This is a genomic window from Fodinibius saliphilus, assembly GCF_005869845.1.
In the GTDB taxonomy this organism is placed as follows: domain Bacteria; phylum Bacteroidota; class Rhodothermia; order Balneolales; family Balneolaceae; genus Fodinibius; species Fodinibius saliphilus.
The window spans coordinates 83,348-105,025 of sequence record NZ_VAWF01000004.1; the positions used below are offsets into that span (position 1 = coordinate 83,348).

Sequence of the window (21,678 nt, forward strand, 5' to 3'; positions counted from 1 at the left end):
TTCAAAATATTTGGTCCCGAGATAATTCGACATCCCAAAATGGAATGATTGATTTTGTAAATCAGGTTATACATCCTACTTTCAGAAAAATAAAAATTTAACGCTGATAACTTATCGCTATGAAAATTGTAATGTCTCCGGCTAAGTCACTGGATTATGATTCTGAACTCCCTACTGATAAAGCTACACAACCACGCTTTTTAGACGAAGCAGAAATATTAAATAATAAACTGGCCCAGATGTCAAAAGATGAGCTCAAAGAGCTTATGGATATCAGCCAGAACCTAGCCGACCTGAACTACGAGCGCTATCAAAAGTTTTCTACACCTTTTACCAAAGAGAATGCGCGTCCCTGTATCTACGCCTTTAACGGTTCTGCTTTCAAAGAGCTCGATGCTCATAGCATAGAGAACATCGATACCATGCAAAACAGCTTGCGTATCCTTTCCGGGATGTACGGTACTCTGCGCCCCCTCGACTTAATGCAACCTTATCGTTTAGAGATGGGCACCAAGATGCAGGTAAACGGTCACGACCGTCTTTATGATTTCTGGGACGATAGTCTAACCGAAGCGTTAAATGATGAGCTTGAAGATGATGAACTGTTTGTGAATCTGGCCAGTAAAGAGTACTTCAAGGCCCTGCAACCAGACGATATAAAAGTGGATGTAATCACCCCCAAATTCAAAGATTTTAAAAACGGAACTTTGAAGACTATTGGTTTCTATTCCAAGAAAAACCGGGGAACAATGGCTCGTTACCTCATCAAAAATGACGTAAGCACCTACGATGGCCTGCTAGGTTTTAACGGCAATGATTATAGTTACAGCGAAGAACATACCGAAGACAAAACCGAACCTGTCTTTATTCGATAATAGATCAAGTACGGACGTATTGCGATACGTCCGTACTACCATTTTTTCCAAAAGTCATAGGTTTAAGGCTGGGAAGTTATAGGTTGTATGTATCATCGTCCGTTGATCGTCAAATTATTTCAATTCCTATAAGGTGCTATTAAAAGGGGTATCTTCAGATTGATGATGGCGTTGTAGTTGGATTTCAATTCCTATAAGGTGCTATTAAAAGAAGGCTAAAGATGCAACACGGGATGGGAATGCTGGATTTCAATTCCTATAAGGTGCTATTAAAAGTTTTCTGGCTTTTTTTGATACATAGTATTTAATAGATTTCAATTCCTATAAGGTGCTATTAAAAGCCGTGGTAGAACCACGGTTTATAGTGCCTATATTGTGACTTTGAATCCTAAAAATCAATATTTTATCGTCTACTCTTATTTTTGCAAATACCCTATACCCATGACGACCCATTATTTTACCGCCTGAATGATGTAAACAGGGATTTCAATCTCATTAGGGCATTCACCAAAAATATTTAGTTGTATAAGAGATAGGCCGACGACAAAAAGCCAATCAAATAAAGTTATCTGTGCTGTGCTTTTCAATCCCCAGTACTTCTCGATTTCTCCAGCGCTTGCTGCCCACCCGGTAAATAATAATCGAATCTTCGTCTTCATCCATTAAATCCCGGGCCCGGTCTTTCAATTCTGCAAGCTGGGCATCGGTCAGCTCCCCTTCAAAAACTGAGTTTTGAACATGATTCAAATACTCTCGCATAATTTTTAGCATTTTCTGCACCCTATCTACATTTACGTCATAAACAAGTATATAATACATGGATATAATTTATTGAATTTCATGGTTACTCCTATCCTACCACCAGGCTTTGAACGGTTCGTATGGCTCGGCGCCGGTCAGGTGTTTGACTAATTTGTAGCACTCCATCCGAATAAGTCGGCGGTATGAGACTTTCCGGTCTAGCTTGCGGTGCATGATAGTAGTCTGTAATTTTTCTTCGAAGGTTTTTACAAACGTTTTTCGTCCCTTTTCGGACAGGTGACAAAAGTTAAGAGATTCATCAAAATCGGTGTGCTGTATGCGGCGCTGATTAAGACAGGTAAAAATAACGCGATCGGCTAGCAGCGGTTTAAAGATTTCGGCCAAATCAAGGGCCAGTGAATAACGGCGGTCGCCGGGTTCATGAAGGTACGAAACGAGCGGTGAGAGTTGTGTCCGATAAATTTCAGTCAGGCAGGTGGTATACACCATCGAATTGCCAAACGATATTAAGGCATTTACGGCATTATCCGGCGGCTGTCGCACGCGTTTTTCAAAATCATATTTATCACCCAGTATCGTTGGAAATGCCTGGTAATATGCCTGCCGAATATTTCCTTCCATCCCCATAAGCTCACTGATATCTTTAGCCAACGGTACTTTTTCGAGTATCTCTTCAACCTTTTCTATCGACTCACTTACATTACCGGCCCGGCCATCATAATATTTAAGATTACGTAACATATTGTAGGCAGCTCCCTGTACCAGCTGCAGAGCTATACGCATTCGCTTTTTATGCTTTTTGTAGTGATCAACCTGGTCGACTAACAAAAATCCGCTCAACAAATATTCCCGCGGGTAGTAACTGCCATTGTAATGACCGTAGTAATTAAAAAGATGCGCAGGAATATTATTTTTGGTCAAGAATTGAAGCATCCGGGCATTAAAATTAATCTCACTGAATATCATCAGCGAATCCACATCATCAACGGGAATAACCCGTTTGTTGGGCGAATCAAACTCCTTTTTAAATTCTCCGGCTTTGGTGATCAACTCCCACTCTGTCGGAGCCTCCTTCGTCTGTCCGGCTTCTTCCATCAGTTCTTCCTCTTCATCATACGGCAAAAAGAAGATTGTATTCTGCTTGCGCATCAACTTGCCGGATGAAAAAATGTAATAGGGTCTTTTCATTGATTATGGAATTGATGAATTGTTGAATTATTAATTTGATGATTTGATAAATTATTGATTTAATTCTTGAGGCGTTTTCCAACTGTTTTTCGAAATGCTGCCATTATAGCGAGTATTTCTTTTGCTTCGCTAACAAGAGTCTCAATTTGATTCTTTCTTTTTAATCCAGATTCCATTACAAGCTTAAGCCAAAATAGAACTTCATCCGCCTCTTCAACGACAATACATAACTTTGCATAAAAAGCACGATCTGAACGTGCCCGACAAGCTGCCCTATAGTTTGCTCCTACGGATGTGCCACATCGCAACAGTTGGTGCCCAATAACTTTCGCCTCTTCCGTTTTGGGTAATGTTTTATTTAGCTTTATGATAGCTAAAGCTAACTTTTTAGTTCTTTCCTTAAGCCTGTCAACGCTATCAAAATCAATAGTTTTATTCATTTTGCGCCCTCTTCATTTTCCGTTTTAGGCATTACTTACATTCAATAACTCGATGATTCAACAATTCAATAATTCCTAGCTGTAGCACAATTCATTGTACGAGCAGTATTTACAGATATCCCATTCTACGGTTTTCGGTGGTTTTTCCCGGTTTTTAATCTTCCGAATATTGGGGATGATCTTCTGCTCAAGGGTCTTCCGGTCCGTATCAGATAAAATTACCGTTTTTGTTTTCCGCATTTTCGGATAGTTCAGCTCCCCTATATATCCCCTTTTGCTGGGTTGATCGGTGAATTCCTCGCCAGAAGATTCGTCTGCCATATCCAACCCCTTCTGCTCCAGATACCACATATAATATTTGAGCTGCCATTCGTGGGCCTGCTCCATACTGCTGGATTTTTTGACCTCGTGGATCACCTTTTTATCGTGATCGATCCAGTCTACTTTGATAACGCCATCTACACTCACCTCTTTCTTTTTGCGCTTGTAGCTGGTCTTGTGGATATGCCGCCCCATTCGCACGGCATCACTGTCGTGCTCGCACTGTATGTTATGCGTAAAGAACCACAGCTTGCGGGCACAAATAAAGTAGTAAGCTATTTCGGTGCCGGTGATTGGTTTCTCTTCGGTATCCATAATTTTGTATAGAATCCTCGAAGGTTTCTAAAACCTTCGAGGATTTAAGAGTTTTAATTATTCTTCAAATAATGATACCATATTCCCCGGATCTAAATTCTGATGTATCTGTTCAAAAGCTTCTTGCCCTCCGAACCATGCTATCCCTTCTGCCTTGTTTATATTGGTACTCCTGTCCACCACATACGCATGCCAACTGCTATGCGGCCAATCATTAATATCTTCTACAAAACCGTGATGTACCGGGTTATTATGGATATAAATTATTAAACGGCTAAAATACTGATCAGAGGATACTTTTTTACGGCGAAAGTTGGGAATAAAGAGACTGCCTTTGCGATCGTATTTTTTGTTATAAGCTTTGGTATAAGCGTTAAAAAGATTGCTAAATTGTTGGGGTATTACTTTTTTCAAACCCCCAAGGTTTCTGAAACCTTGGAGGTTTAAATGATCATCCTTTTTATCTCGTAAAAACTCGAATACCTCTTTTTCTTCTCTCACTCTTACCATCAGATGCAGGTGGTTGGGCATCAGGCAATAAGCAAACGTTTCGATCACTGGATGAACATGATAGGCATACTTCTCAAGAAAGTAGCGGTAGTTCTCCTCTTCCCGGAATAGGTTTTCATCGCCATTCGCATGCGTCCAAATATGATACATTTGGCCCGCTTCGAATGGAATCTTCTTCTTTGCCATTTGTACTCTCTTTTTGGGTGTTAAATCCTCCAAAGTTTACAAATCCCTGGAGGATGATAACCTATCAACTGGCCCCAACCGAGGTTTGGTTTTCGTAATCGAAGGATTGAAAAATTGCTCAGTTCGATAAAAATGAAACAGCCTCCTCTACCGATTCAACAGTATGATATTCTGCGCTACTATCACCATTCATTTTGTTAATATTTTTAACCAATCCTTCTAAAGTCTCTAAATAATCACCCTTTATTGGACTAGCACTTGGGGCTGGACTTCTATTTGTAGAAGTCGTGATTGCTCCTTCAAACCCCATAATATGAGGAAATTGCTGACTACTGTTTGCCCCCGGTTGATTCATTAAAGTATAACTCAAAGCATCAACAACGGCTTTTTTTCTTTTCGCCTGTTCTTCTTCATCAATCTCATATTTGTCTGCCGCATCATTAAAACCAAGTCCAGCTAAATCTACATTAATAACTATCGCAAAATCGGCACTTGTAGCAGGCCTTGTGAAGATATTTTGGCCTTCTCCAGCAGTAGATTCCCTCGATTTAATGCCTGTTCTTTTTGAAACATATTTTGCATGAAAATAATGTCCGGTTGCATTCTTTCGTGGAATCCCCGTCATAAAACCGGTTTGTACTCTGCTTGTTCGAGCTACAGCCACCCTAGCACTAAAAACTTCCTTATCATCCTCATCATGGGGTGCAACCTCTGTAATCAATAGTCCATGTGCATCAGTTACAGCACATTCAGAAGCCACTAATCCATAAAGAGATTGCTCTAAGAAATCTTTATCTACATCGCTTTTTTTCTCCCACTCTTTAGCCTCCGGAATTTTGTCAATAACCCATTCGTGCTTTGCCAATTCTGCTTTAAGTCGATTGGGGTTAGGATTTTTTCGAGCATTATTTTCACTTAATGATAAATCTCTATCCTGAGCAATCGCACACAGATGCTTTACGTGCCAATACTTTAACATATCACCGGAAATAACCGGAACAGTATATAGTTCTCCATCATCTACAATTGTCGCTGTTCTTGGTTGTGTAGCATTTCCCTCTGTACCCTCATTGTTCAGACTCGCTAAATTAATACTAAGGCGCCCAACCAATGTTAAGTTTTTTACATTTTGAATATCCATAACTTCCTCTTGTTAGTTTATAAATTGAATTAATTTAGGCTTCTTTATTTTCTTCTTTACTTGTTTGGGAACTCAATGAAAACGCCAATAACAATTGAGCAATTAACCTTGGAGAAAAACGAGTATCTTCTGCCAATTCGATTAGCCTTTCTAAAGAACCTTCGTAAGGCAGCGACATGTATTGCATTCCATCCTCTGAACTCTGGGCTGAAGCCAATTTATTAGAACCCCGCTCTATAGCTATCTCCGTGATGGCCTCAACAAAATCGTCAGAACTCTGTATTTCGCGCAACTTTCTGATTACCTGATAATTCGGAGGATCCTTCTTTCCATTTCCGCTATATACTTTCTGGATGGTATCCTGTCTCAGAAGTTGAACAAATCGCTGAATATCTTCCGATTTAAATTCCTCTAACAACTCTTGGTATTTTGTTGAATGTGCCATGATTTCCTCAAAGAATGTTTGATTAAGTAGATTAATGTAGTTCCCCCCTAAGCCAACAGCGTCTAAATACTGCAAGTAGCCTTCTGCCGCCGATTGTGGATTAGATGCTTCAAACCCATTCATTATTGTACTAACTGCTTTTCGATCGATGGATGGATTGCTTCCGAGTCGCGGTGTTTTCGCATGTCTCCAATTAAACAATAGCTTTTGTAATCGTTCTACTGATTCGATACTATATTTATGGGATGGAACCATTAGTTTCCATGTTCCCGCTGGCGACGCACTATTGCCCAGCTCTACAAATTTGCTCCCTGTAACCCCCTTTAGTTGCTGAGTCTCTCCAACTTTTGCTACAAAGTCAGCTGAATGTTCAAGTAATAATTTTACGAACCGCAGATAATTGTTATAGGAAAAGAAAAATCCTTCACCATAACTGTATCGTTTTCGATTTTCCTTAGCTATTGTTCGTATTACTTCTACCCTCATCCCTAATGGTATGGGCACAGCAAAGCCTGTGGGATTCTCACCTAAAGCAGCAAAACACAAGCCAGCCGCTGCTAAACAAGTTAAACGACTTAATGGTCGACTAACTGTCTTCGACATTGATCCAGTACCAAGACTATAACTATTTTTTGAATTTGCACCCCTAGAAGACTGAGGAGACACTATACTATTGAAAGTAACTGACCCTTCTTCAAAATCATCTTTTAGTAACTCGATCCCTCTCTCCCGACAAGCATTAATACATAAATTGAACCACTCTGGGCTTCCAAGCTTATTGATTACTCCATAGAGCCGCCTGTCAGGTTTCATTATCTCTCGATGTTTACCATCTATTTCAACTTGAATAGTAGGTTTTTCAGAGGTATCAACCACTACACCTTTGTGCTCAATTTTGGTCTCTTTATCCCAGCCTTTCGCTATTTTTGTCACTCCGTCTTCCAAACTACTTTTCCAAGATGCCGCCAGACTGTATTTCAGCCACTGTAAATCGGGAGTAGAACGTAACTCTTTGACATAATGGATTTGGTATCCTTGCTGAGTCCACTTGATGATGGGGGTATTTGGTGTATCGTAATAGGAGTCGGCCAAGGCTGCAAAACCTATTGCCGCTAAGGTATCATAATATCCGTCGTCAACTACAGGTAAATCGGCTATTTCCCATTCCAAGTCTTCCTTTTCCTGCGTTTCATACGTTTTTTCAAAAGGACTCATAGTTACTCTCCAAATTTGTAATGAACGTGATCACCACTAGCACCAAGCATGGTCAAGGCAACTCCCATTTCAACATCTTCCCGCGGCTTCCAATTGCTCCCCTCAAAATTGGATACCTTTTCCCAAGTCGCATTATCTTTAAAATCACTTCCCGAAAAGGTAACAGTGGCCTCAGGTAGATCGGCCTCTTCGTCTAGGTTTTCTAACACAAAAAAACTTCCTTGTTTGCCATAAGAATATACCCCAGTAAGCAATGGCTGAATTATCTCCTTCATCTCTGATTCGAAGTATAAATCCACACCACCATCGAAATACAAAAACTCTCTAAATACTACTGTTGAATTGAAATAATCCGGTGTATAATCATCAGGTATACTATCAGATCTTGGAGGTTCCCAATGTTTAACCAAGTGAGTATTCACGACACCTTCGCCCCAGGGATGTGGAATGATTCTGGCTTTCCGTAATTTTTTTGCCAATTCGTACGGATCTTTCCCTTTCCTAATTCCACTTATTATTAAAGCTACCTTTGCCGCGTATGGCGTGGGACAAAAATAAGTCTGTGCCATTTTAGTAGTAGCTTGCTCACGCCTGAAGCTAAAACAGGTTGTGGCTCTATATCGGGCTCTAATCATTCTACAATATTCCCCATTGATTTATTTGTTGATGTTTTCTGCTCTTCTCTTTTAATACTCACTAACTCTGTAGCATTTTGATCTGCCTTTCTCAAGATATAGCAAAACATAAAATATAAACTTAAATCATCCTCTGGCCTTAGTTGTAAAGCCTGATTCCTAAAATTTTTATAGACATTTTCTGTTTCGGACTTTTTCAACCTGATGGGATCAAGTATTGAACTATTCCATTCATCTTCTATCCAATCATTGCGTACCGCCATGCCATCTAAATACTCTAAAAAACCTATTTCGTAAGGTTGAATATCTTTTTTATTTAGGTTATCACTGTACCCATGATGGTCGGCAATGGCCCAAAAAACTGGCTTGGTGAGTTTTGGACTTTTAGGGTCTTCACCAAACCTTTTTAACAAATAATCCAGAACCATCCATGCGCCAATCCAAGCATGTTTGGGAGGCTTTCTTATTCTATCAAATTCTCCATCTTTCTTTGTATGTGCCATTGGGTCGCTATCTGATGCAACCTGATGTGCCTGTTGCCATTTCAGAGTTAGCTTTCCCAAATCATGCGCCCATATCAAAAACCGAGCGATAAAATCAGCATTTTGTTTGGTCCCAATCCACGGATGATCAGCAAGATGATCTATCATCCAGGAAGCAGTAGAAAGTTTTAGATATAATCGATTTACATGCTCTTCATAGGTTTCATTATCATAGTCATATCTTGTAACAGTATCCCTGTTCTTATCCAAGAATTTTTCAGCTCCTCCCAATTGATCAAAAGTAAATCCCAACTCTTTTCGGTAGCCCACAAACTCGGGATCAAATAATATGAAATCTGCTTTTTCAATATGATCGGTAGGAACTACCTCTCCGAGCTCTGAATTATAAACTCCATATTTTGACGGTTTCTCAAGAGCTGCTTTGTAGAAAAAGCCTTCTTTGTAATAAAACTTTGACCTCGAAACACTTATAAAATGATATGTCTGACTAAGATCTGTACCGATAGCCACGTTTTTGTTATCAATAGACCGAATCATATCCCGATAAGCAGAATAATCTCGCTGAGATCTGAGCTTATCTACTTCTCTTACATTCCTCTGTTTAAATTTCTCCACCTGTTCTTTATCAAAAGACTCGGATAAATTGATGATCTCTTGTTCGGTATTTTCATCCAACAGCTCCTTGCCTTCAAGATATTGTTCAAGGTCTTCAATCAATTCTTCCTGGCTCCGATACGGACCGGCATTTTCAATAGCATGCCAAATAATTTTGCTCTCCTCTCCTTCGTAACGAGCACTACGTCCGGCCCGCTGTATGAATGACGAGGGCGGACACAAATCTGTATGCATTACATCACAAGTAATATCAATGCCCGCCTCTACTACCTGAGTTGCTACAAGGATTCCACTTTCATTGGTATCCTCACTGAAAATATTCTGGACTCTTTCTTCAATCTCCTTGCGATCCTGGGCAAGCAGTTCGGAATGGAGCAAATAAACAGGCAGATCTACCTGTTTCCTAAGCACCTGTGCTGTTTCTTTGGCAGAATTAATATCATTTTTGATAATGATAGTGCGTTGACCTAATTCAATACTTTCAACATTCTCAAACCCATTCCCTTCAACCAGTTCTTTTCTATTAAGAAATGGGCGACCTGCCTCAATTACTTCAACACCATATTCTTTACCTATATCAGTTGTAGCCAAAAATTCTTCCAAGAATTCAAGCATAAAGTCGCTAAGAGTAGCAGTAAGAACCACGCAGTTTTTCTTAGCCTGCTGCAGAGCAAACAAAGCCGTTGTCCAACTTCTCTCCGGTTCAAAAAGATGAAATTCATCAAAAATAAGGTGGCTATTGTCAACAACTGCAGGCAAAATGTTACCTTGCCTAAGCGACACACCAATCGGTATTCCCAAAAAGGAACTTAGTGTTTGATCCAGCGTTGTATATACCAATCCATAGGGATCTACAGGATCGTTTCCGGGATCTAAAAATGGGTGATTTCTTTCTTGCCCATGATGAGCGACACACGTATGTAGATTAAAATCATTCGTAGCCTCAGTTAATGAATCAACTAATACACGAAGCGGTAGAGAATAAATATGATGTCCATTTCCTAAAGCAGCATTCACAGCAAAGGTCTTACCCCAACCTGTAGGAGCTTTCAATATGACATGCTTTCCTGATCGAAAGGCATTAAAGACTTTGTCTTGTTTTGCCCGCCCAGAAGGGAAGCCAGCTTTATTTAGTGCTTTCTCAAATGTTTGATGCATAAGTATTCTCTCACTTTAAACATCCAAATCCACTACCCGTCATCTCACCTATTCCCACATTCCAAGCAAATTGCACCGCTTTGGGCGTACCAGCCACGATAACCGGGCAAATACTTGTTTTGAGCCTAATATCATCTTTAATTCGGATCAGCTTTGTATGAGCATTATTATAACTTCTATCAAATCCAACGATTACTTCAGAATCACCATTAGAAAAGCCAGCTTCTTTTAATTTACTTCGCAGTGTCCGTGTTAAGCTGGCGTCTGCTTTCTCATCTTCGAACGTCAAATGCTTTCGGCTCTTATCATCCCTGTTTATTCTTGTAAGCACAGGACTATCAACTTCAAATCGGAACACGGACCCGAAATTAGGTGTAACCTTAACTGACTTTTTATAAACTTTCATCCCTCGAATTACAGAACTATCATCTTTGATCCCATCTCTCAAAGCTTGAATAATATCTTCATTCCAGCATTTTATATACCAATCTGCACCTTTTGAAAAAGTGATATGGTCTTTGTCAACCTGTTTAAAATCCCCCCTCAACCACGAAAAAGAATACAGCGATATTTTATCATGCAGGTTATTTTGGCCCAGCCACTTATGAAGAACCCCGGTAAGCTGGTGCTGATAGTTGAATGGGACAGGGTCGGTATTAGGAGTGAGCTTCAGATGTAGTCTCATAACATTCTTGATGCCTCTGTTGATTTGAATCTATCCTGTAAAGCTAATGCTTATTTTTAGCAATTAATGTATTCTATCTTTCTATTACAAATCGTAAGCTTGGATGTATTAACTTCAATTTTAAGATAACGGTCCCACTGACACCATACTGTCACCCCATTTTCAAACTCACTTTTTATTATCTAACTGAGTTAAAATATTTATAAAGAAGGGGATCGGTTGATTAGTTATTGGTATCTTGATTTTAGTCCCCTAAGATGCTAGTAAAAGGGTTCTTATCTTGTACGGACTTTAATTCCTAGAAGGTGCTATTAAAAGCGGTACCATCACCATTATCGGTGAATGACAAAAAGCCATTTCAATTCCTCTAAGGTGCTATTAAAAGTAGGCGTGTATCCGTTTGACCAATCACACTTTGACGAATTTCAATTCCTCTAAGGTGCTATTAAAAGGAGATTGAAGAGTCTTCTGGCAAGTTAATAGCTAAATTTCAATTCCTCTAAGGTGCTATTAAAAGAAAAAGCTATCACCAACCTACTAGAACGTATACAAGAATTTCAATTCCTCTAAGGTGCTATTAAAAGCCCACCACTAAGAAGTAGGGTAATACCTTTCTGAAATTTCAATTCCTCTAAGGTGCTATTAAAAGAGCTTAGGACATAACGGAAATGACCCCGATATCTTATTTCAATTCCTCTAAGGTGCTATTAAAAGTATTTTCAATCGCTTCCTGGGCATCAGGAGTAAACTCATTTCAATTCCTCTAAGGTGCTATTAAAAGGTACTTGCCAGCCGTAGGAATACCCTGTACATATTGATTTCAATTCCTCTAAGGTGCTATTAAAAGCTGGCTAAGCGATTCCCGGAGAAAGCCGAAGAGCTATTTCAATTCCTCTAAGGTGCTATTAAAAGTGACTTGACAGGCTTCTTTACATCGTTTGAATACACATTTCAATTCCTCTAAGGTGCTATTAAAAGGAGCGCAGGGTGACTCTACGAATCAAGAAACACGAATTTCAATTCCTCTAAGGTGCTATTAAAAGTATTTTCTTTGTGAGGCAAAACAAGTTAATGGCAAAATTTCAATTCCTCTAAGGTGCTATTAAAAGCGTTGTATTTGCTGGACAAGTTGCCAGCTATACGGAATTTCAATTCCTCTAAGGTGCTATTAAAAGATATTCGCTTGCTTCATCTGTCTTTCCCATTACTGATTTCAATTCCTCTAAGGTGCTATTAAAAGGTATTCTTGTTGTATATTATGAAAAGCCTGATAATAATTTCAATTCCTCTAAGGTGCTATTAAAAGCCGTGGCAAAATGGGCCACTGCAGTTCATATATTCCTATTTTATGCCCATAAAAGCAATAAAAAATCGTCGGCATGGAGTACTGTAATGTTCCAGGGAGGCCGACGACTACTAAAATTGGGCTTTAAAACAGTTCAACGCCCACTTTATTTTAAAAAAGAGCAGGATCTATGTTAGTTCTGTATATAAAGAAGGGGCGACGATTTCTTTCAGCAATATTCCACTCTTGAATACAGCAATGCCATTTCTAAAAGAAAAGCCCCGAATGTAAACAATCCTCAGTCGGGGCGTTAAGATCTCCTATAATTTACCGCTTTACCACATCGTGTCCCAAGGGTAACTGATCCACAGCATCCAGTGCTGGAGTAGGATCACCCATGATGTAGAAATGGATACCGGGCACGCCCTTTTCAAGCAGTTCGGTGCACTGTTGTGCAGCCCACTCAACACCAATCTCTCGTGCATTTTCGGGGTCTGCCTGCACTTCGTCAGACAACGCTTCAGGGATATTCAAATGAAAAAATTTGGGCAAAAAGTTAAGATGTCGCTCCCGGGTGAGTACTTTTAAACCGGGAACAATAGGACATTTGATTCCTGCGCTCCGACATTTATCTACAAACCGGAAGTAGGCCTCATTGTCAAAGAACATCTGGGTAACAATATAGTCACCGCCCGCATCGACTTTCTTCTTGAGCATCTCTATGTCAAAATCGAGATTGGGTGCTTCAAAATGCTTCTCCGGATAGCCTGCCACACCCACACAGAAGTTCGTTTCGTGCGCATTAACGATATCTTCAAGGTATTTCCCCCGATTCATATCCTTGATCTGGTTGACCAAATCAATAGCATATTTATTAAAGGTCCCATTTTTAAGACGGGGTGTAGCATTCTCTTGGGCATCTCCTCGAATAGCCAGCACGTTATCGATTCCCAGGAAGTTTAGCTCTATTAACGCATCTTCCGTTTCCTCTCTGGTAAAACCTTCGCAAATAAGGTGCGGTACTGGATCAACATCATATTTATGCTTTATAGCAGCACAAAGGCCGATTGTACCCGGACGCTTGCGCTTGATATGCCGCTTAATAGTACCATCACCAAGCTCCTCGTAGTACGACTCTGCTGCGTGATAGGTCACATCAATAAAGGGCGGATTATATTTCATCACTTTGTCAAGCGATTCAAAGACCTTTTTCACCGATCCCCCTCTTTTAGGTGGAATGATTTCAAAAGAAATCAAAGGTTCATCCGCTCGATCGTAATGTTCTATAACTTTCATTTACTGTAGTATTATTTGTAACTTGGGGTCCAAAAATTTTTCTGCTAGCTACGCAATTCTAGTAATATATCCTCTAGAATGGTAAAACAGTGTTAAGGTAATCACTTCGTAGCTTAGTTGAAAAGTTTTTGTGCAACCAAAAGTACCTTATAACCTATTACCTGAGCATTACAAAAACATGAAATTTGATCACATTAAAGATCTGTTACAAGATCGTATTTTAATTCTGGATGGTGCCATGGGCACGATGATCCAGAATCACAACCTTTCCGAAAACGATTATCGAGGCGAACGATTTAAGGATTTTGAGGACGCTGAACTAAAAGGCAATAACGACCTTTTAAGCCTAACCCAACCTGAGATCATTAAAGATATCCACAGTCAATTCCTGGCTGCCGGCTCTGATATCATTGAAACCAATACCTTTAACAGCACTTCCATTTCACAGGCCGACTATAACATGGAAGACCTGGCCTATGAACTTAATGTAGCGGCAGCACAAAATGCTCGCGAAGTTGCTGATAAATTTACGGAGCAAAACCCGAGCAAGCCCCGTTTTGTGGCCGGTGCCATTGGACCTACCAATAAAACCCTTTCTCTTTCACCTGATGTGGAAGATCCCGGCTACCGTGACATCACCTTTGATCAGCTTAAAGAGGCCTATACCGAACAGATCCATGGCTTAGTTGACGGTGGGGCAGATATTCTGCTGGTCGAAACGATATTCGATACACTTAATGCCAAGGCTGCTATTTATGCCATCCATAAATACAACGAAGAAACGGGCAAAGAGTTGCCGGTAATGATCTCCGGTACTATTGTAGATCAAAGCGGACGTACCCTGTCGGGACAAACGACCGAAGCATTCTGGATTTCGGTATCACATACAAAAAACCTAATCAGTGTTGGCTTAAACTGCTCGTTGGGATCTAAGCAGATGCGACCCTATATCGAAGAGCTCGCCAATGTCGCTACCTGCCATACCAGTCTCTATCCCAATGCCGGCTTGCCCGATGAGATGGGCGAATACAATGAGAGCCCGGAATTTATGGCCGATCAGCTGCGCGACTATGCTGAATCGAATTTTGTAAACTTGGTTGGCGGTTGCTGTGGTACAACGCCCGAACATATTGAAGCAATTGCCGAAGCGGCAAAAGAATGTTCTCCGCGCGAGATCCCGGACCAAGAACCCTATCTGCGACTCAGCGGACTGGAGCCGCTGGTTGTTCGTCCCGATACTAACTTTGTGAATATCGGAGAACGTACCAATGTAATGGGATCACGCAAATTTAAGCGCCTTATTAAAAATGAGGAACATGAAGAAGCACTCTCTGTTGCACGCCAACAGGTAGAAAACGGGGCCCAGATCATCGACATCAACATGGATGAAGGTATGCTGGAATCTGAGGAAGTAATGGTAGATTTCTTGCAGCTTCTGGCCGCAGAACCTGATATTTCTCGCGTACCGGTTATGATTGACTCTTCAAAATGGTCGGTACTGAAAGCAGGGCTTAAAACCACGCAGGGCAAATGTGTGGTAAACTCTATCAGTCTTAAAGAAGGTGAAGAAGAGTTTAAAGAGCATGCCCGTGAAATCCTTAACTTTGGCGGTGCTGTAGTGGTCATGGGGTTTGATGAAAAAGGTCAGGCCGACAACTTTGAGCGTCGTATTGAGATTGCCGAACGTGCTTATAAAATCCTTACCGAGGAAGTTGGCTTTGCTCCCCAAGATATTATTATGGATCCTAATATCTTAACAGTAGCAACGGGTATTGAAGAGCACAGAAACTACGCCGTTGATTTTATTAACGCTACGAAGTGGATCAAACAGAACCTGCCACTGGCTAAAGTAAGTGGCGGACTGAGTAACATTTCGTTCTCTTTCCGTGGCAATAACAGGGTGCGTGAGGCGATGCACTCGGCGTTCTTATATCACGCAATACAGGCCGGCCTCGATATGGCTATTGTCAATGCCGGACAGCTGGAAGTATACGAGGAAATTCCTGATAAGCTGAAAGAGCTTGTTGAAGATGTACTGCTCAACCGTCGCGATAACGCCACAGAACGATTGGTAAATTATGCCGAAGAGATTAAAGATGAAGGCCCTAAAAAGGAGAAAAAGACGGCTGAATGGCGCGAAAACTCTGTTGAAGAACGAATCAAACATGCCCTCGTCAAAGGTATTGTCGATCATATTGTTGAGGACGTAGAAGAAGCACGTCAACAGTTTGAGCATCCTATTGAAGTTATTGAAGGACCGATGATGAACGGTATGGATGTGGTGGGTGATCTATTTGGTTCTGGCAAGATGTTTTTACCCCAGGTGGTTAAAAGTGCTCGCGTGATGAAGAAGGGGGTTGCCCACCTGATCCCCTACATCGAAAAGGAGAAAGAGAAAAACCAGAACAGTGAACCTAAGGCAAAGGTACTGCTGGCTACTGTTAAGGGGGATGTCCATGATATTGGAAAAAATATAGTGTCGGTGGTATTGCGCTGTAACAATTTTGATGTTGTAGACCTGGGTGTGATGGTTCCGGCGGATAAAATCCTGGAAGAAGCACGTAAAGAGAATGTTGATATCATTGGGCTCAGTGGCCTGATTACTCCTTCTCTGGATGAGATGGTGCACGTGGCTAAAGAGTTGGATCGCGAAGAGTTCGAACAACCACTTATGATCGGCGGGGCAACGACTTCTCGCATGCATACAGCAGTAAAAATTGAACCCAATTACGACCAACCTGTTGTTCACGTACTTGACGCTTCACGAAGTGTTTCTGTTACCGGTAACCTAATATCTAAAACGCTGCGTGACGATTTCGTTAGCCAGACAAAGGATGAATATGTGAAGTTACGAGAGCGCCACGAAGGGCGGTCAAATCGAAAAACTTACCTCCCAATAGATCAAGCACGTGAAAATGCCACAGAGATCGACTGGAAAAACTCAGAAATCATAAAACCCAACAAGTTGGGTACAAAGATCTTTGATAACTATCCACTTGATGAAATTCGTAACTACATCGACTGGGGACCTTTCTTTATCGCCTGGCAAATGAAAGGACGTTTCCCGGAAGTGCTCGAAGATGAAAAGTATGGAGAGGAAGCTCAGAAACTTTATAAAGATGCCAATAAACTTCTGGACAAAATTGTAGATCAAAAACTGCTCAAAGCTAAAGCAGTAATGGGATTATTTCCTGCCAATGCCGTGGGCGATGATGTAGAACTCTATACCGATGACAGCCGCGAAGAGGTACTGACTACCTTCCATATGCTCCGACAGCAGGCTCAAAAACGCAGAGGCCAACCCAACAAGGCACTTTCCGATTTTGTGGCTCCCAAATCATCTGGTATTAATGACTATATGGGTGGCTTTGCTGTAACATGCGGGCTCGGCGCTAAAGAGCTGGTTAAACAGTTTGAGGATGACCACGATGACTATAATGCCATTCTTACCAAGGCTCTGGCCGACCGACTGGCAGAAGCTTTTACCGAGCTTATCCACGAAAAGGTGCGGACCAGCATTTGGGGCTATGCTCCTGATGAAGACCTAACCAACAAGGAACTTATCAAAGAACAGTATGATGGTATTCGTCCGGCTGCGGGATATCCGGCCCAACCGGATCATACCGAGAAACGCATTCTGTTTGACCTGTTGGATGTACCTGAAACTACAGGTATATCCCTAACCGAATCATGTGCTATGCATCCTGCTGCCTCGGTGAGTGGGTTGTATTTTGCTCATCCTGACTCAGATTACTTTAATGTAGGTAACCTGGAAAAAGATCAGATTAAAGATTATGCTAATCGAAAGGGCATGAGTGTAGAAAAAATTGAACGCTGGCTGGGTCCTAACCTAAGCTATGACCCGGAATGAGATTAACAGCCTTTCCAAGCTTTAAAACTTGGAAAGGCTAATATTCCTAGTAATCCTGCAACTGTAAGTGTTTTACATTGCTAGAACCTATAGCATTCACGACCTCTTCCATATTCGACATATCTACTTTGTTTGACTGAATATAGTCGGCAGGTAAAATGGCTATTCTAAATATTTGATTCCTGGTGAACTCATCTCCAACAGTACTTAAATCAACATCTCCGGTTAAAAAAAGCTTGGCATCAGTAAATGTATGATCGAAGGCATATTGCATTTCTCCATTATCGAAGAAAACAGAAACGGGAAGGGGCTGCCAGACATCATTACCTGTTTCCTGATCAACCTCCCATAACAGATAGACCATAACGATATCACTTTCCAAAACGGTAATATCATCAGGGAAAGTGGAAAAAACAGTATAATTGTTGGATTCGGTAAAACTGGTTTCTATCTCATATATCTTACCTGACGGTCCGGGAGGTCCTTCAGGGCCAACAGGACCCTCCTCTCCCCCACAAGAGATTACAAATAACAATAACACAGTAACAGTAATTTTTCTCATCATAGTGGGCCTAAAAGTTAAGGGTTTAAGTTTATTATTTACTATAAGTTAATATTTAGGCACACCAAAACATTCACATAAACATGTGAGGGACCTATTTTATTTTCTTAAGAAAAAAATAAAATACAACCTAATTTTTAGACCTTTTGTAAAAGGCAATATTGAGAATATATAGCTATTCCAGCTTCTTTTTTAACGACTCGAATTCCTCAATAATTGGGTCAATCTCCCGGCATTCCCTCCTATATCTGCGCCAAATCTCAGCTACAGTAAAACCGGCCAGAGCCACACTTATCCCAAAATGAATAATCAATCGCCACTGAAGCTGAAGATCACTTATTACGTCCATATAGATAAAATTAATCGCAACTATCAGTAACAGGATATAAACGGGGATAATGACAAGCATTAAAAACCTGCGATATTTCAGCTTGCTGATGGCCAGTTGAAGGTACTGGGCACTTTCCTGACGCAACTGCTTCCATCTTTTTCCTGTATTTCGATACCAGGCAAAACCTCCGGCAATAACCATCTCAGCTGTTATAATTAGAAGGCCGCTCCATACCCACCATGAGTGTTTTCCCATCAATAAAAACATGCCCCACAAAAAGGCTATCGTTAAGAAAAACAAAACAGTAAGCACGATATTCTCCTTCTTTGTTTTTTGCTGTATCTGTTCAAATTGGCTAAGCATTTTTTTAAATGATTCACTATCAACTTCAAACGAATCTGGTTTATCCATCGATTGCCAATCAGATTTTAGTTCATCCAAGTTCATCGGGTTACCTCATTAATTGGTCTAATTCTTTTTTAATACGATTTATCTTTACTCCCACATAGTTTTCCGATATCCCCACTACTTTTCCAATATCACTATAACTGAGCCCCTCCAGGTACAGCGTAATAATGATACGATTTTGCTTATCAAGCTGATGAATGCAATCATTAAGTTTTTGGAGCCGAGGCAAAAGATCAGGAGAAAAACTGCTGTGGTTATCATCTTCAATATCCGTAAAATCAGCTTCCAACCGGAACCGTTTATTGAGGCGCTTTTCACTCTTTGTAAAGGTGATAGCTGTATTGACAGTAATACGATAGACCCACGTAGTTATCTGGGCTTCGCCGCGAAACGACTCAAGGTTATTCCATATATTCAACATCACCTGTTGGAACAGATCTTTAACCTTATTCTCATCCTGCAAATATCCCGTACAAATGCGATAGACTTTATTGCTATGATGCTGATAAAGCTGTTCAAACCGATCTTTCTTTGGTTCCTTATTCTTCATCCAGAAATTGCTCAAGTGTTTGATGAAACCATTCCGGATCATCCATCATTATAAAATGCCGGGCCTTTTCTGCCACCTCAATAGTTTTATCAGAAAGGCTTTTATACTGCTCTTCTGCCATCTGTTGCACCTGATCTTTTGTATATAAGGGTGTTCCATTCATTGATATATTCCCTGCAATCATAATATACGTAGGTATTTCAATGGTGCTAATATCATCCCGAAGGTCAGTCTGCATTAAATCACCCATCGCATGTACAATGGTAGCCCGATCTGAACGCATGGACCACTGCAGAGCTTTCTTGAGATCTTTCTCGGCTGTTATCATTGTTGATAAGGTATGTTTCTGCTGTTGCCGAAACTGGCTGAAGTCCATTGCAGTCATCTGTTGAATCATCATCTGCCGAGGGAACTGTACGGTCTCTTCTGTCACTTTTGGCTGGCGCAAGGCTGCTAAAAAGGGATAAGAGTCTACTACCACCGCTTTTTCAACAAGACTCTCATTCTCGGCTGTTATCCACAGAGATAAAAATCCTCCCAGGCTATGTCCCATGACAATACCCCGGCCACTGCGATCGATATATTCTATTAATTTATCTCTAATTGTTTTCAGATAAGGCTTTTTATCTATCGGCTCGTTTCCGGCAAAACCGGCTAACGTAAAAACATGACATTCATAGCGGTTTTTTAGCTGCTCAACAGTTCCCTGCCAAACCTCCCCGCTACTTGCCAAACCGGGAATCAGATAAAGAGGAGGACCCGAACCATAAATATCAACAGTAAAGGCCGGTTCTCGATGAGTATTTTTGGGATCTTCCGATTGTGCCTCTACCCAAAACGGAAATGCAATGAACCATAGTAATAGGAGTATATTAAGTTGACGAATCTTTCTCTTTGAAAAGAATGAAATCATAGTAGATGTAGTAATCTGCATACGTACAGAAGTTTAATTAATGTTATACCTTCTACTATGTTAGACTCCCAAAAACTAAATTATTACAGTTTTTTTTAAAGTATTTACCGGTATTCTAGCGCTCTTTTTTCACGGCATTATAAACAGCCTGCCGCAGCGGACCTAAATCAAAATAATAGCCATTTTCCTGACGCCCTACATTTTGCCTGTTCGTTAATAAAATAATAGAAAGGGAATCGCGCGGTACCGCCACAATACTTGTTCCCGTAAAGCCGGTGTGACCAAACGTCCCAGCCGGACTTCCTTCCGCCGAAATAAACTCTGAATCCATCGCCCACCCTAATCCATTTCCAAACCTATCCTCAGTTAAAAAGGTATCCACAACCGAAGGTGAGATAATTTGCTCTCCACCGTATACACCATCATGCAATAAAAGATCGATAAGTACCTGCAGGTTATCTACCGAAGAAAATAGCCCCGCATGGCCGGCCACTCCCTTATTGGCATACCAGGCATTACCGTCATTCACTTCTCCTTGCAAAGTATACTGTCGCCAACCATCCCACAGTTCCGGCTCCACCGCTACTCGGTAGCCAAAATTGTTGTCATACACCATCTGTTTTTCAAAGGGGTTTCCGTGCGAGGTAGCTGCAATAACAGGTTCCAATTCTTTTTCAAGGGGATTAAAGACCGTATGTGAGAGGTCCAGCGGCCCGTAAATCTCCTGTTGCAGGTAGTTGTTCATCGGCATCCCCGTAACCTTTTCGATAATATCTCCCAACACCATGAAACCCAAGTCGCTATAGTGGCGCTCCTCTCCTACCTTCCACTTTAGAGAGAGATCTGCAATATATTGGCGACACTGTTGAGGATTTGAAGCATAATAATAGGTCGGTTTCCACTGGGCCAACCCCGAACTGTGGGTTAACAAGTGGCGAACTGTTATCTTCGATTTTTCTCCTTGATCAAATTCCGGTAAATAGTTAAACACGGGATTATCCAGAGCTATTTGCCCTTCATCTACCAGTTTCATAATCCCAAGGGTGGTGGCACAAACCTTGGTGAGCGAAGCCAAATCAAATAGGTGATCTGTGGTCATCTTTTGGGGATACTCGAGCTGCTTCAGATTATAGTCATACTTCTTGGAATAGCCATAAGCCGCCCGATGTAATATTGAATCTCCTTTCTTTACCTGTATCACTGCCCCTGGAATATGATCAGCTGCTATCTCTTTCTCAATGAGACTATCAATAGCAGGAATTTGCCCTGTTATAGGTTGTTCAACTTCATTCTCATGAGAACAACTAATGAGGCCAAACAACAAGAGACCAATGATATATATTTTGTTGTTGATCATCTTCATTGTGGTTCAGTAAAATATTTTTTACCAGTTTTAATTTTCTGGCATATGAATTTAAGTGAAGTATATCAGTCTATGGTTGATAATTTCATACCAATTTAAATTTTT

At 40.9% G+C, this 21,678-nt stretch carries 18 protein-coding genes and 1 CRISPR repeat array; of the genes, 2 read left to right on the plus strand and 16 right to left on the minus strand.

The window, feature by feature from the left end; translation table 11 throughout:
* Window positions 1–119: 119 nt before the first annotated feature.
* Complete coding sequence (gene yaaA, locus FCN14_RS13280) at window positions 120–875, plus strand: peroxide stress protein YaaA (RefSeq protein ID WP_138431778.1); 756 nt, start codon at window positions 120–122, stop codon at window positions 873–875.
* Window positions 876–1,430: 555 nt separating this feature from the next.
* Here yaaA and cas2 read toward each other — a convergent pair.
* The 11 genes from cas2 to metF all read right to left on the minus strand — a co-directional run bounded on the left by cas2 (window position 1,431) and on the right by metF (window position 13,575).
* Window positions 1,431–1,694, minus strand: coding sequence for a CRISPR-associated endonuclease Cas2 (gene cas2, locus FCN14_RS13285; protein ID WP_138431779.1), 264 nt, complete (start codon window positions 1,692–1,694; stop codon window positions 1,431–1,433).
* Between the two features lie 36 nt (window positions 1,695–1,730).
* A complete protein-coding gene (gene cas1b / locus FCN14_RS13290) occupies window positions 1,731–2,825 on the minus strand; it encodes a type I-B CRISPR-associated endonuclease Cas1b (RefSeq protein ID WP_138431780.1) in 1,095 nt (364 codons plus the stop codon).
* Window positions 2,826–2,884: 59 nt separating this feature from the next.
* Window positions 2,885–3,265, minus strand: a complete 381-nt coding sequence (locus FCN14_RS13295) for a four helix bundle protein (RefSeq protein ID WP_138431781.1) — start codon at window positions 3,263–3,265, stop codon at window positions 2,885–2,887.
* 75 nt (window positions 3,266–3,340) lie between these two features.
* Window positions 3,341–3,901 carry a CRISPR-associated protein Cas4 gene (locus FCN14_RS13300; protein ID WP_138431782.1) on the minus strand — a complete coding sequence of 187 codons (561 nt, stop codon included), beginning with the start codon at window positions 3,899–3,901 and terminating at the stop codon, window positions 3,341–3,343.
* Window positions 3,902–3,958: 57 nt separating this feature from the next.
* On the minus strand, window positions 3,959–4,597 hold the full coding sequence (locus FCN14_RS13305) for a hypothetical protein (protein ID WP_138431783.1): 639 nt from the start codon (window positions 4,595–4,597) through the stop codon (window positions 3,959–3,961).
* Window positions 4,598–4,715: 118 nt separating this feature from the next.
* Entirely contained in the window at window positions 4,716–5,738 is a 1,023-nt protein-coding gene (locus FCN14_RS13310) for a DevR family CRISPR-associated autoregulator (protein ID WP_138431784.1), read from the minus strand.
* Between the two features lie 34 nt (window positions 5,739–5,772).
* Window positions 5,773–7,398, minus strand: coding sequence for a hypothetical protein (locus tag FCN14_RS13315; RefSeq protein ID WP_138431785.1), 1,626 nt, complete (start codon window positions 7,396–7,398; stop codon window positions 5,773–5,775).
* Between the two features lie 2 nt (window positions 7,399–7,400).
* Entirely contained in the window at window positions 7,401–7,967 is a 567-nt protein-coding gene (locus FCN14_RS13320; protein WP_138431786.1) for a hypothetical protein, read from the minus strand.
* Window positions 7,968–8,029: 62 nt separating this feature from the next.
* The gene (cas3, locus tag FCN14_RS13325; protein WP_138431787.1) at window positions 8,030–10,309 is read right to left on the minus strand and encodes a CRISPR-associated helicase Cas3'; all 2,280 of its coding nucleotides are present in this window, start codon (window positions 10,307–10,309) and stop codon (window positions 8,030–8,032) included.
* Window positions 10,310–10,319: 10 nt separating this feature from the next.
* Complete coding sequence (gene cas6 / locus FCN14_RS13330) at window positions 10,320–10,994, minus strand: CRISPR-associated endoribonuclease Cas6 (RefSeq protein WP_138431788.1); 675 nt, start codon at window positions 10,992–10,994, stop codon at window positions 10,320–10,322.
* Window positions 10,995–11,282: 288 nt separating this feature from the next.
* A CRISPR array of direct repeats spans window positions 11,283–12,300; the repeat unit is 30 nt; unit sequence ATTTCAATTCCTCTAAGGTGCTATTAAAAG.
* A 306-nt stretch (window positions 12,301–12,606) separates the two neighbouring features.
* A complete protein-coding gene (gene metF, locus FCN14_RS13335) occupies window positions 12,607–13,575 on the minus strand; it encodes a methylenetetrahydrofolate reductase [NAD(P)H] (protein WP_138431789.1) in 969 nt (322 codons plus the stop codon).
* Window positions 13,576–13,753: 178 nt separating this feature from the next.
* Between metF and metH the strand changes: the two genes are divergently transcribed.
* Window positions 13,754–17,446 (plus strand): methionine synthase, encoded by a 3,693-nt coding sequence (metH, locus tag FCN14_RS13340; RefSeq protein WP_138431790.1) that lies wholly within the window; start codon window positions 13,754–13,756, stop codon window positions 17,444–17,446.
* Between the two features lie 46 nt (window positions 17,447–17,492).
* Here the strand turns inward: metH and FCN14_RS13345 are convergent, their stop codons facing one another.
* From FCN14_RS13345 to FCN14_RS13365, 5 genes are all read right to left on the minus strand, one after another.
* Window positions 17,493–18,011 (minus strand): collagen-like protein, encoded by a 519-nt coding sequence (locus FCN14_RS13345; RefSeq protein ID WP_138431791.1) that lies wholly within the window; start codon window positions 18,009–18,011, stop codon window positions 17,493–17,495.
* A 172-nt stretch (window positions 18,012–18,183) separates the two neighbouring features.
* Window positions 18,184–18,786 (minus strand): hypothetical protein, encoded by a 603-nt coding sequence (locus FCN14_RS13350; protein WP_171032933.1) that lies wholly within the window; start codon window positions 18,784–18,786, stop codon window positions 18,184–18,186.
* A gap of 4 nt (window positions 18,787–18,790) precedes the next feature.
* Window positions 18,791–19,297, minus strand: a complete 507-nt coding sequence (locus FCN14_RS13355; protein WP_171032934.1) for an RNA polymerase sigma factor — start codon at window positions 19,295–19,297, stop codon at window positions 18,791–18,793.
* The gene (locus FCN14_RS13360) at window positions 19,287–20,231 is read right to left on the minus strand and encodes an alpha/beta fold hydrolase (protein ID WP_138431794.1); all 945 of its coding nucleotides are present in this window, start codon (window positions 20,229–20,231) and stop codon (window positions 19,287–19,289) included. Before FCN14_RS13360 ends, FCN14_RS13355 begins: the two co-directional genes overlap by 11 nt.
* Window positions 20,232–20,325: 94 nt before the next feature.
* The gene (locus tag FCN14_RS13365; protein WP_138431795.1) at window positions 20,326–21,567 is read right to left on the minus strand and encodes a serine hydrolase domain-containing protein; all 1,242 of its coding nucleotides are present in this window, start codon (window positions 21,565–21,567) and stop codon (window positions 20,326–20,328) included.
* Between the last annotated feature and the right edge of the window lie 111 nt (window positions 21,568–21,678).

Bases quoted from the DNA above. Each gene is read 5' to 3' on its own strand.
- yaaA (WP_138431778.1), top strand. From the start codon at position 120: ATGAAAATTGTAATGTCTCCGGCTAAGTCACTGGATTATGATTCTGAA.
- cas2 (WP_138431779.1), bottom strand. From the start codon at position 1,694: ATGTATTATATACTTGTTTATGACGTAAATGTAGATAGGGTGCAGAAA.
- cas1b (WP_138431780.1), bottom strand. From the start codon at position 2,825: ATGAAAAGACCCTATTACATTTTTTCATCCGGCAAGTTGATGCGCAAG.
- FCN14_RS13295 (WP_138431781.1), bottom strand. From the start codon at position 3,265: ATGAATAAAACTATTGATTTTGATAGCGTTGACAGGCTTAAGGAAAGA.
- FCN14_RS13300 (WP_138431782.1), bottom strand. From the start codon at position 3,901: ATGGATACCGAAGAGAAACCAATCACCGGCACCGAAATAGCTTACTAC.
- FCN14_RS13305 (WP_138431783.1), bottom strand. From the start codon at position 4,597: ATGGCAAAGAAGAAGATTCCATTCGAAGCGGGCCAAATGTATCATATT.
- FCN14_RS13310 (WP_138431784.1), bottom strand. From the start codon at position 5,738: ATGGATATTCAAAATGTAAAAAACTTAACATTGGTTGGGCGCCTTAGT.
- FCN14_RS13315 (WP_138431785.1), bottom strand. From the start codon at position 7,398: ATGAGTCCTTTTGAAAAAACGTATGAAACGCAGGAAAAGGAAGACTTG.
- FCN14_RS13320 (WP_138431786.1), bottom strand. From the start codon at position 7,967: ATGGCACAGACTTATTTTTGTCCCACGCCATACGCGGCAAAGGTAGCT.
- cas3 (WP_138431787.1), bottom strand. From the start codon at position 10,309: ATGCATCAAACATTTGAGAAAGCACTAAATAAAGCTGGCTTCCCTTCT.
- cas6 (WP_138431788.1), bottom strand. From the start codon at position 10,994: ATGAGACTACATCTGAAGCTCACTCCTAATACCGACCCTGTCCCATTC.
- metF (WP_138431789.1), bottom strand. From the start codon at position 13,575: ATGAAAGTTATAGAACATTACGATCGAGCGGATGAACCTTTGATTTCT.
- metH (WP_138431790.1), top strand. From the start codon at position 13,754: ATGAAATTTGATCACATTAAAGATCTGTTACAAGATCGTATTTTAATT.
- FCN14_RS13345 (WP_138431791.1), bottom strand. From the start codon at position 18,011: ATGATGAGAAAAATTACTGTTACTGTGTTATTGTTATTTGTAATCTCT.
- FCN14_RS13350 (WP_171032933.1), bottom strand. From the start codon at position 18,786: ATGAACTTGGATGAACTAAAATCTGATTGGCAATCGATGGATAAACCA.
- FCN14_RS13355 (WP_171032934.1), bottom strand. From the start codon at position 19,297: ATGAAGAATAAGGAACCAAAGAAAGATCGGTTTGAACAGCTTTATCAG.
- FCN14_RS13360 (WP_138431794.1), bottom strand. From the start codon at position 20,231: ATGCAGATTACTACATCTACTATGATTTCATTCTTTTCAAAGAGAAAG.
- FCN14_RS13365 (WP_138431795.1), bottom strand. From the start codon at position 21,567: ATGATCAACAACAAAATATATATCATTGGTCTCTTGTTGTTTGGCCTC.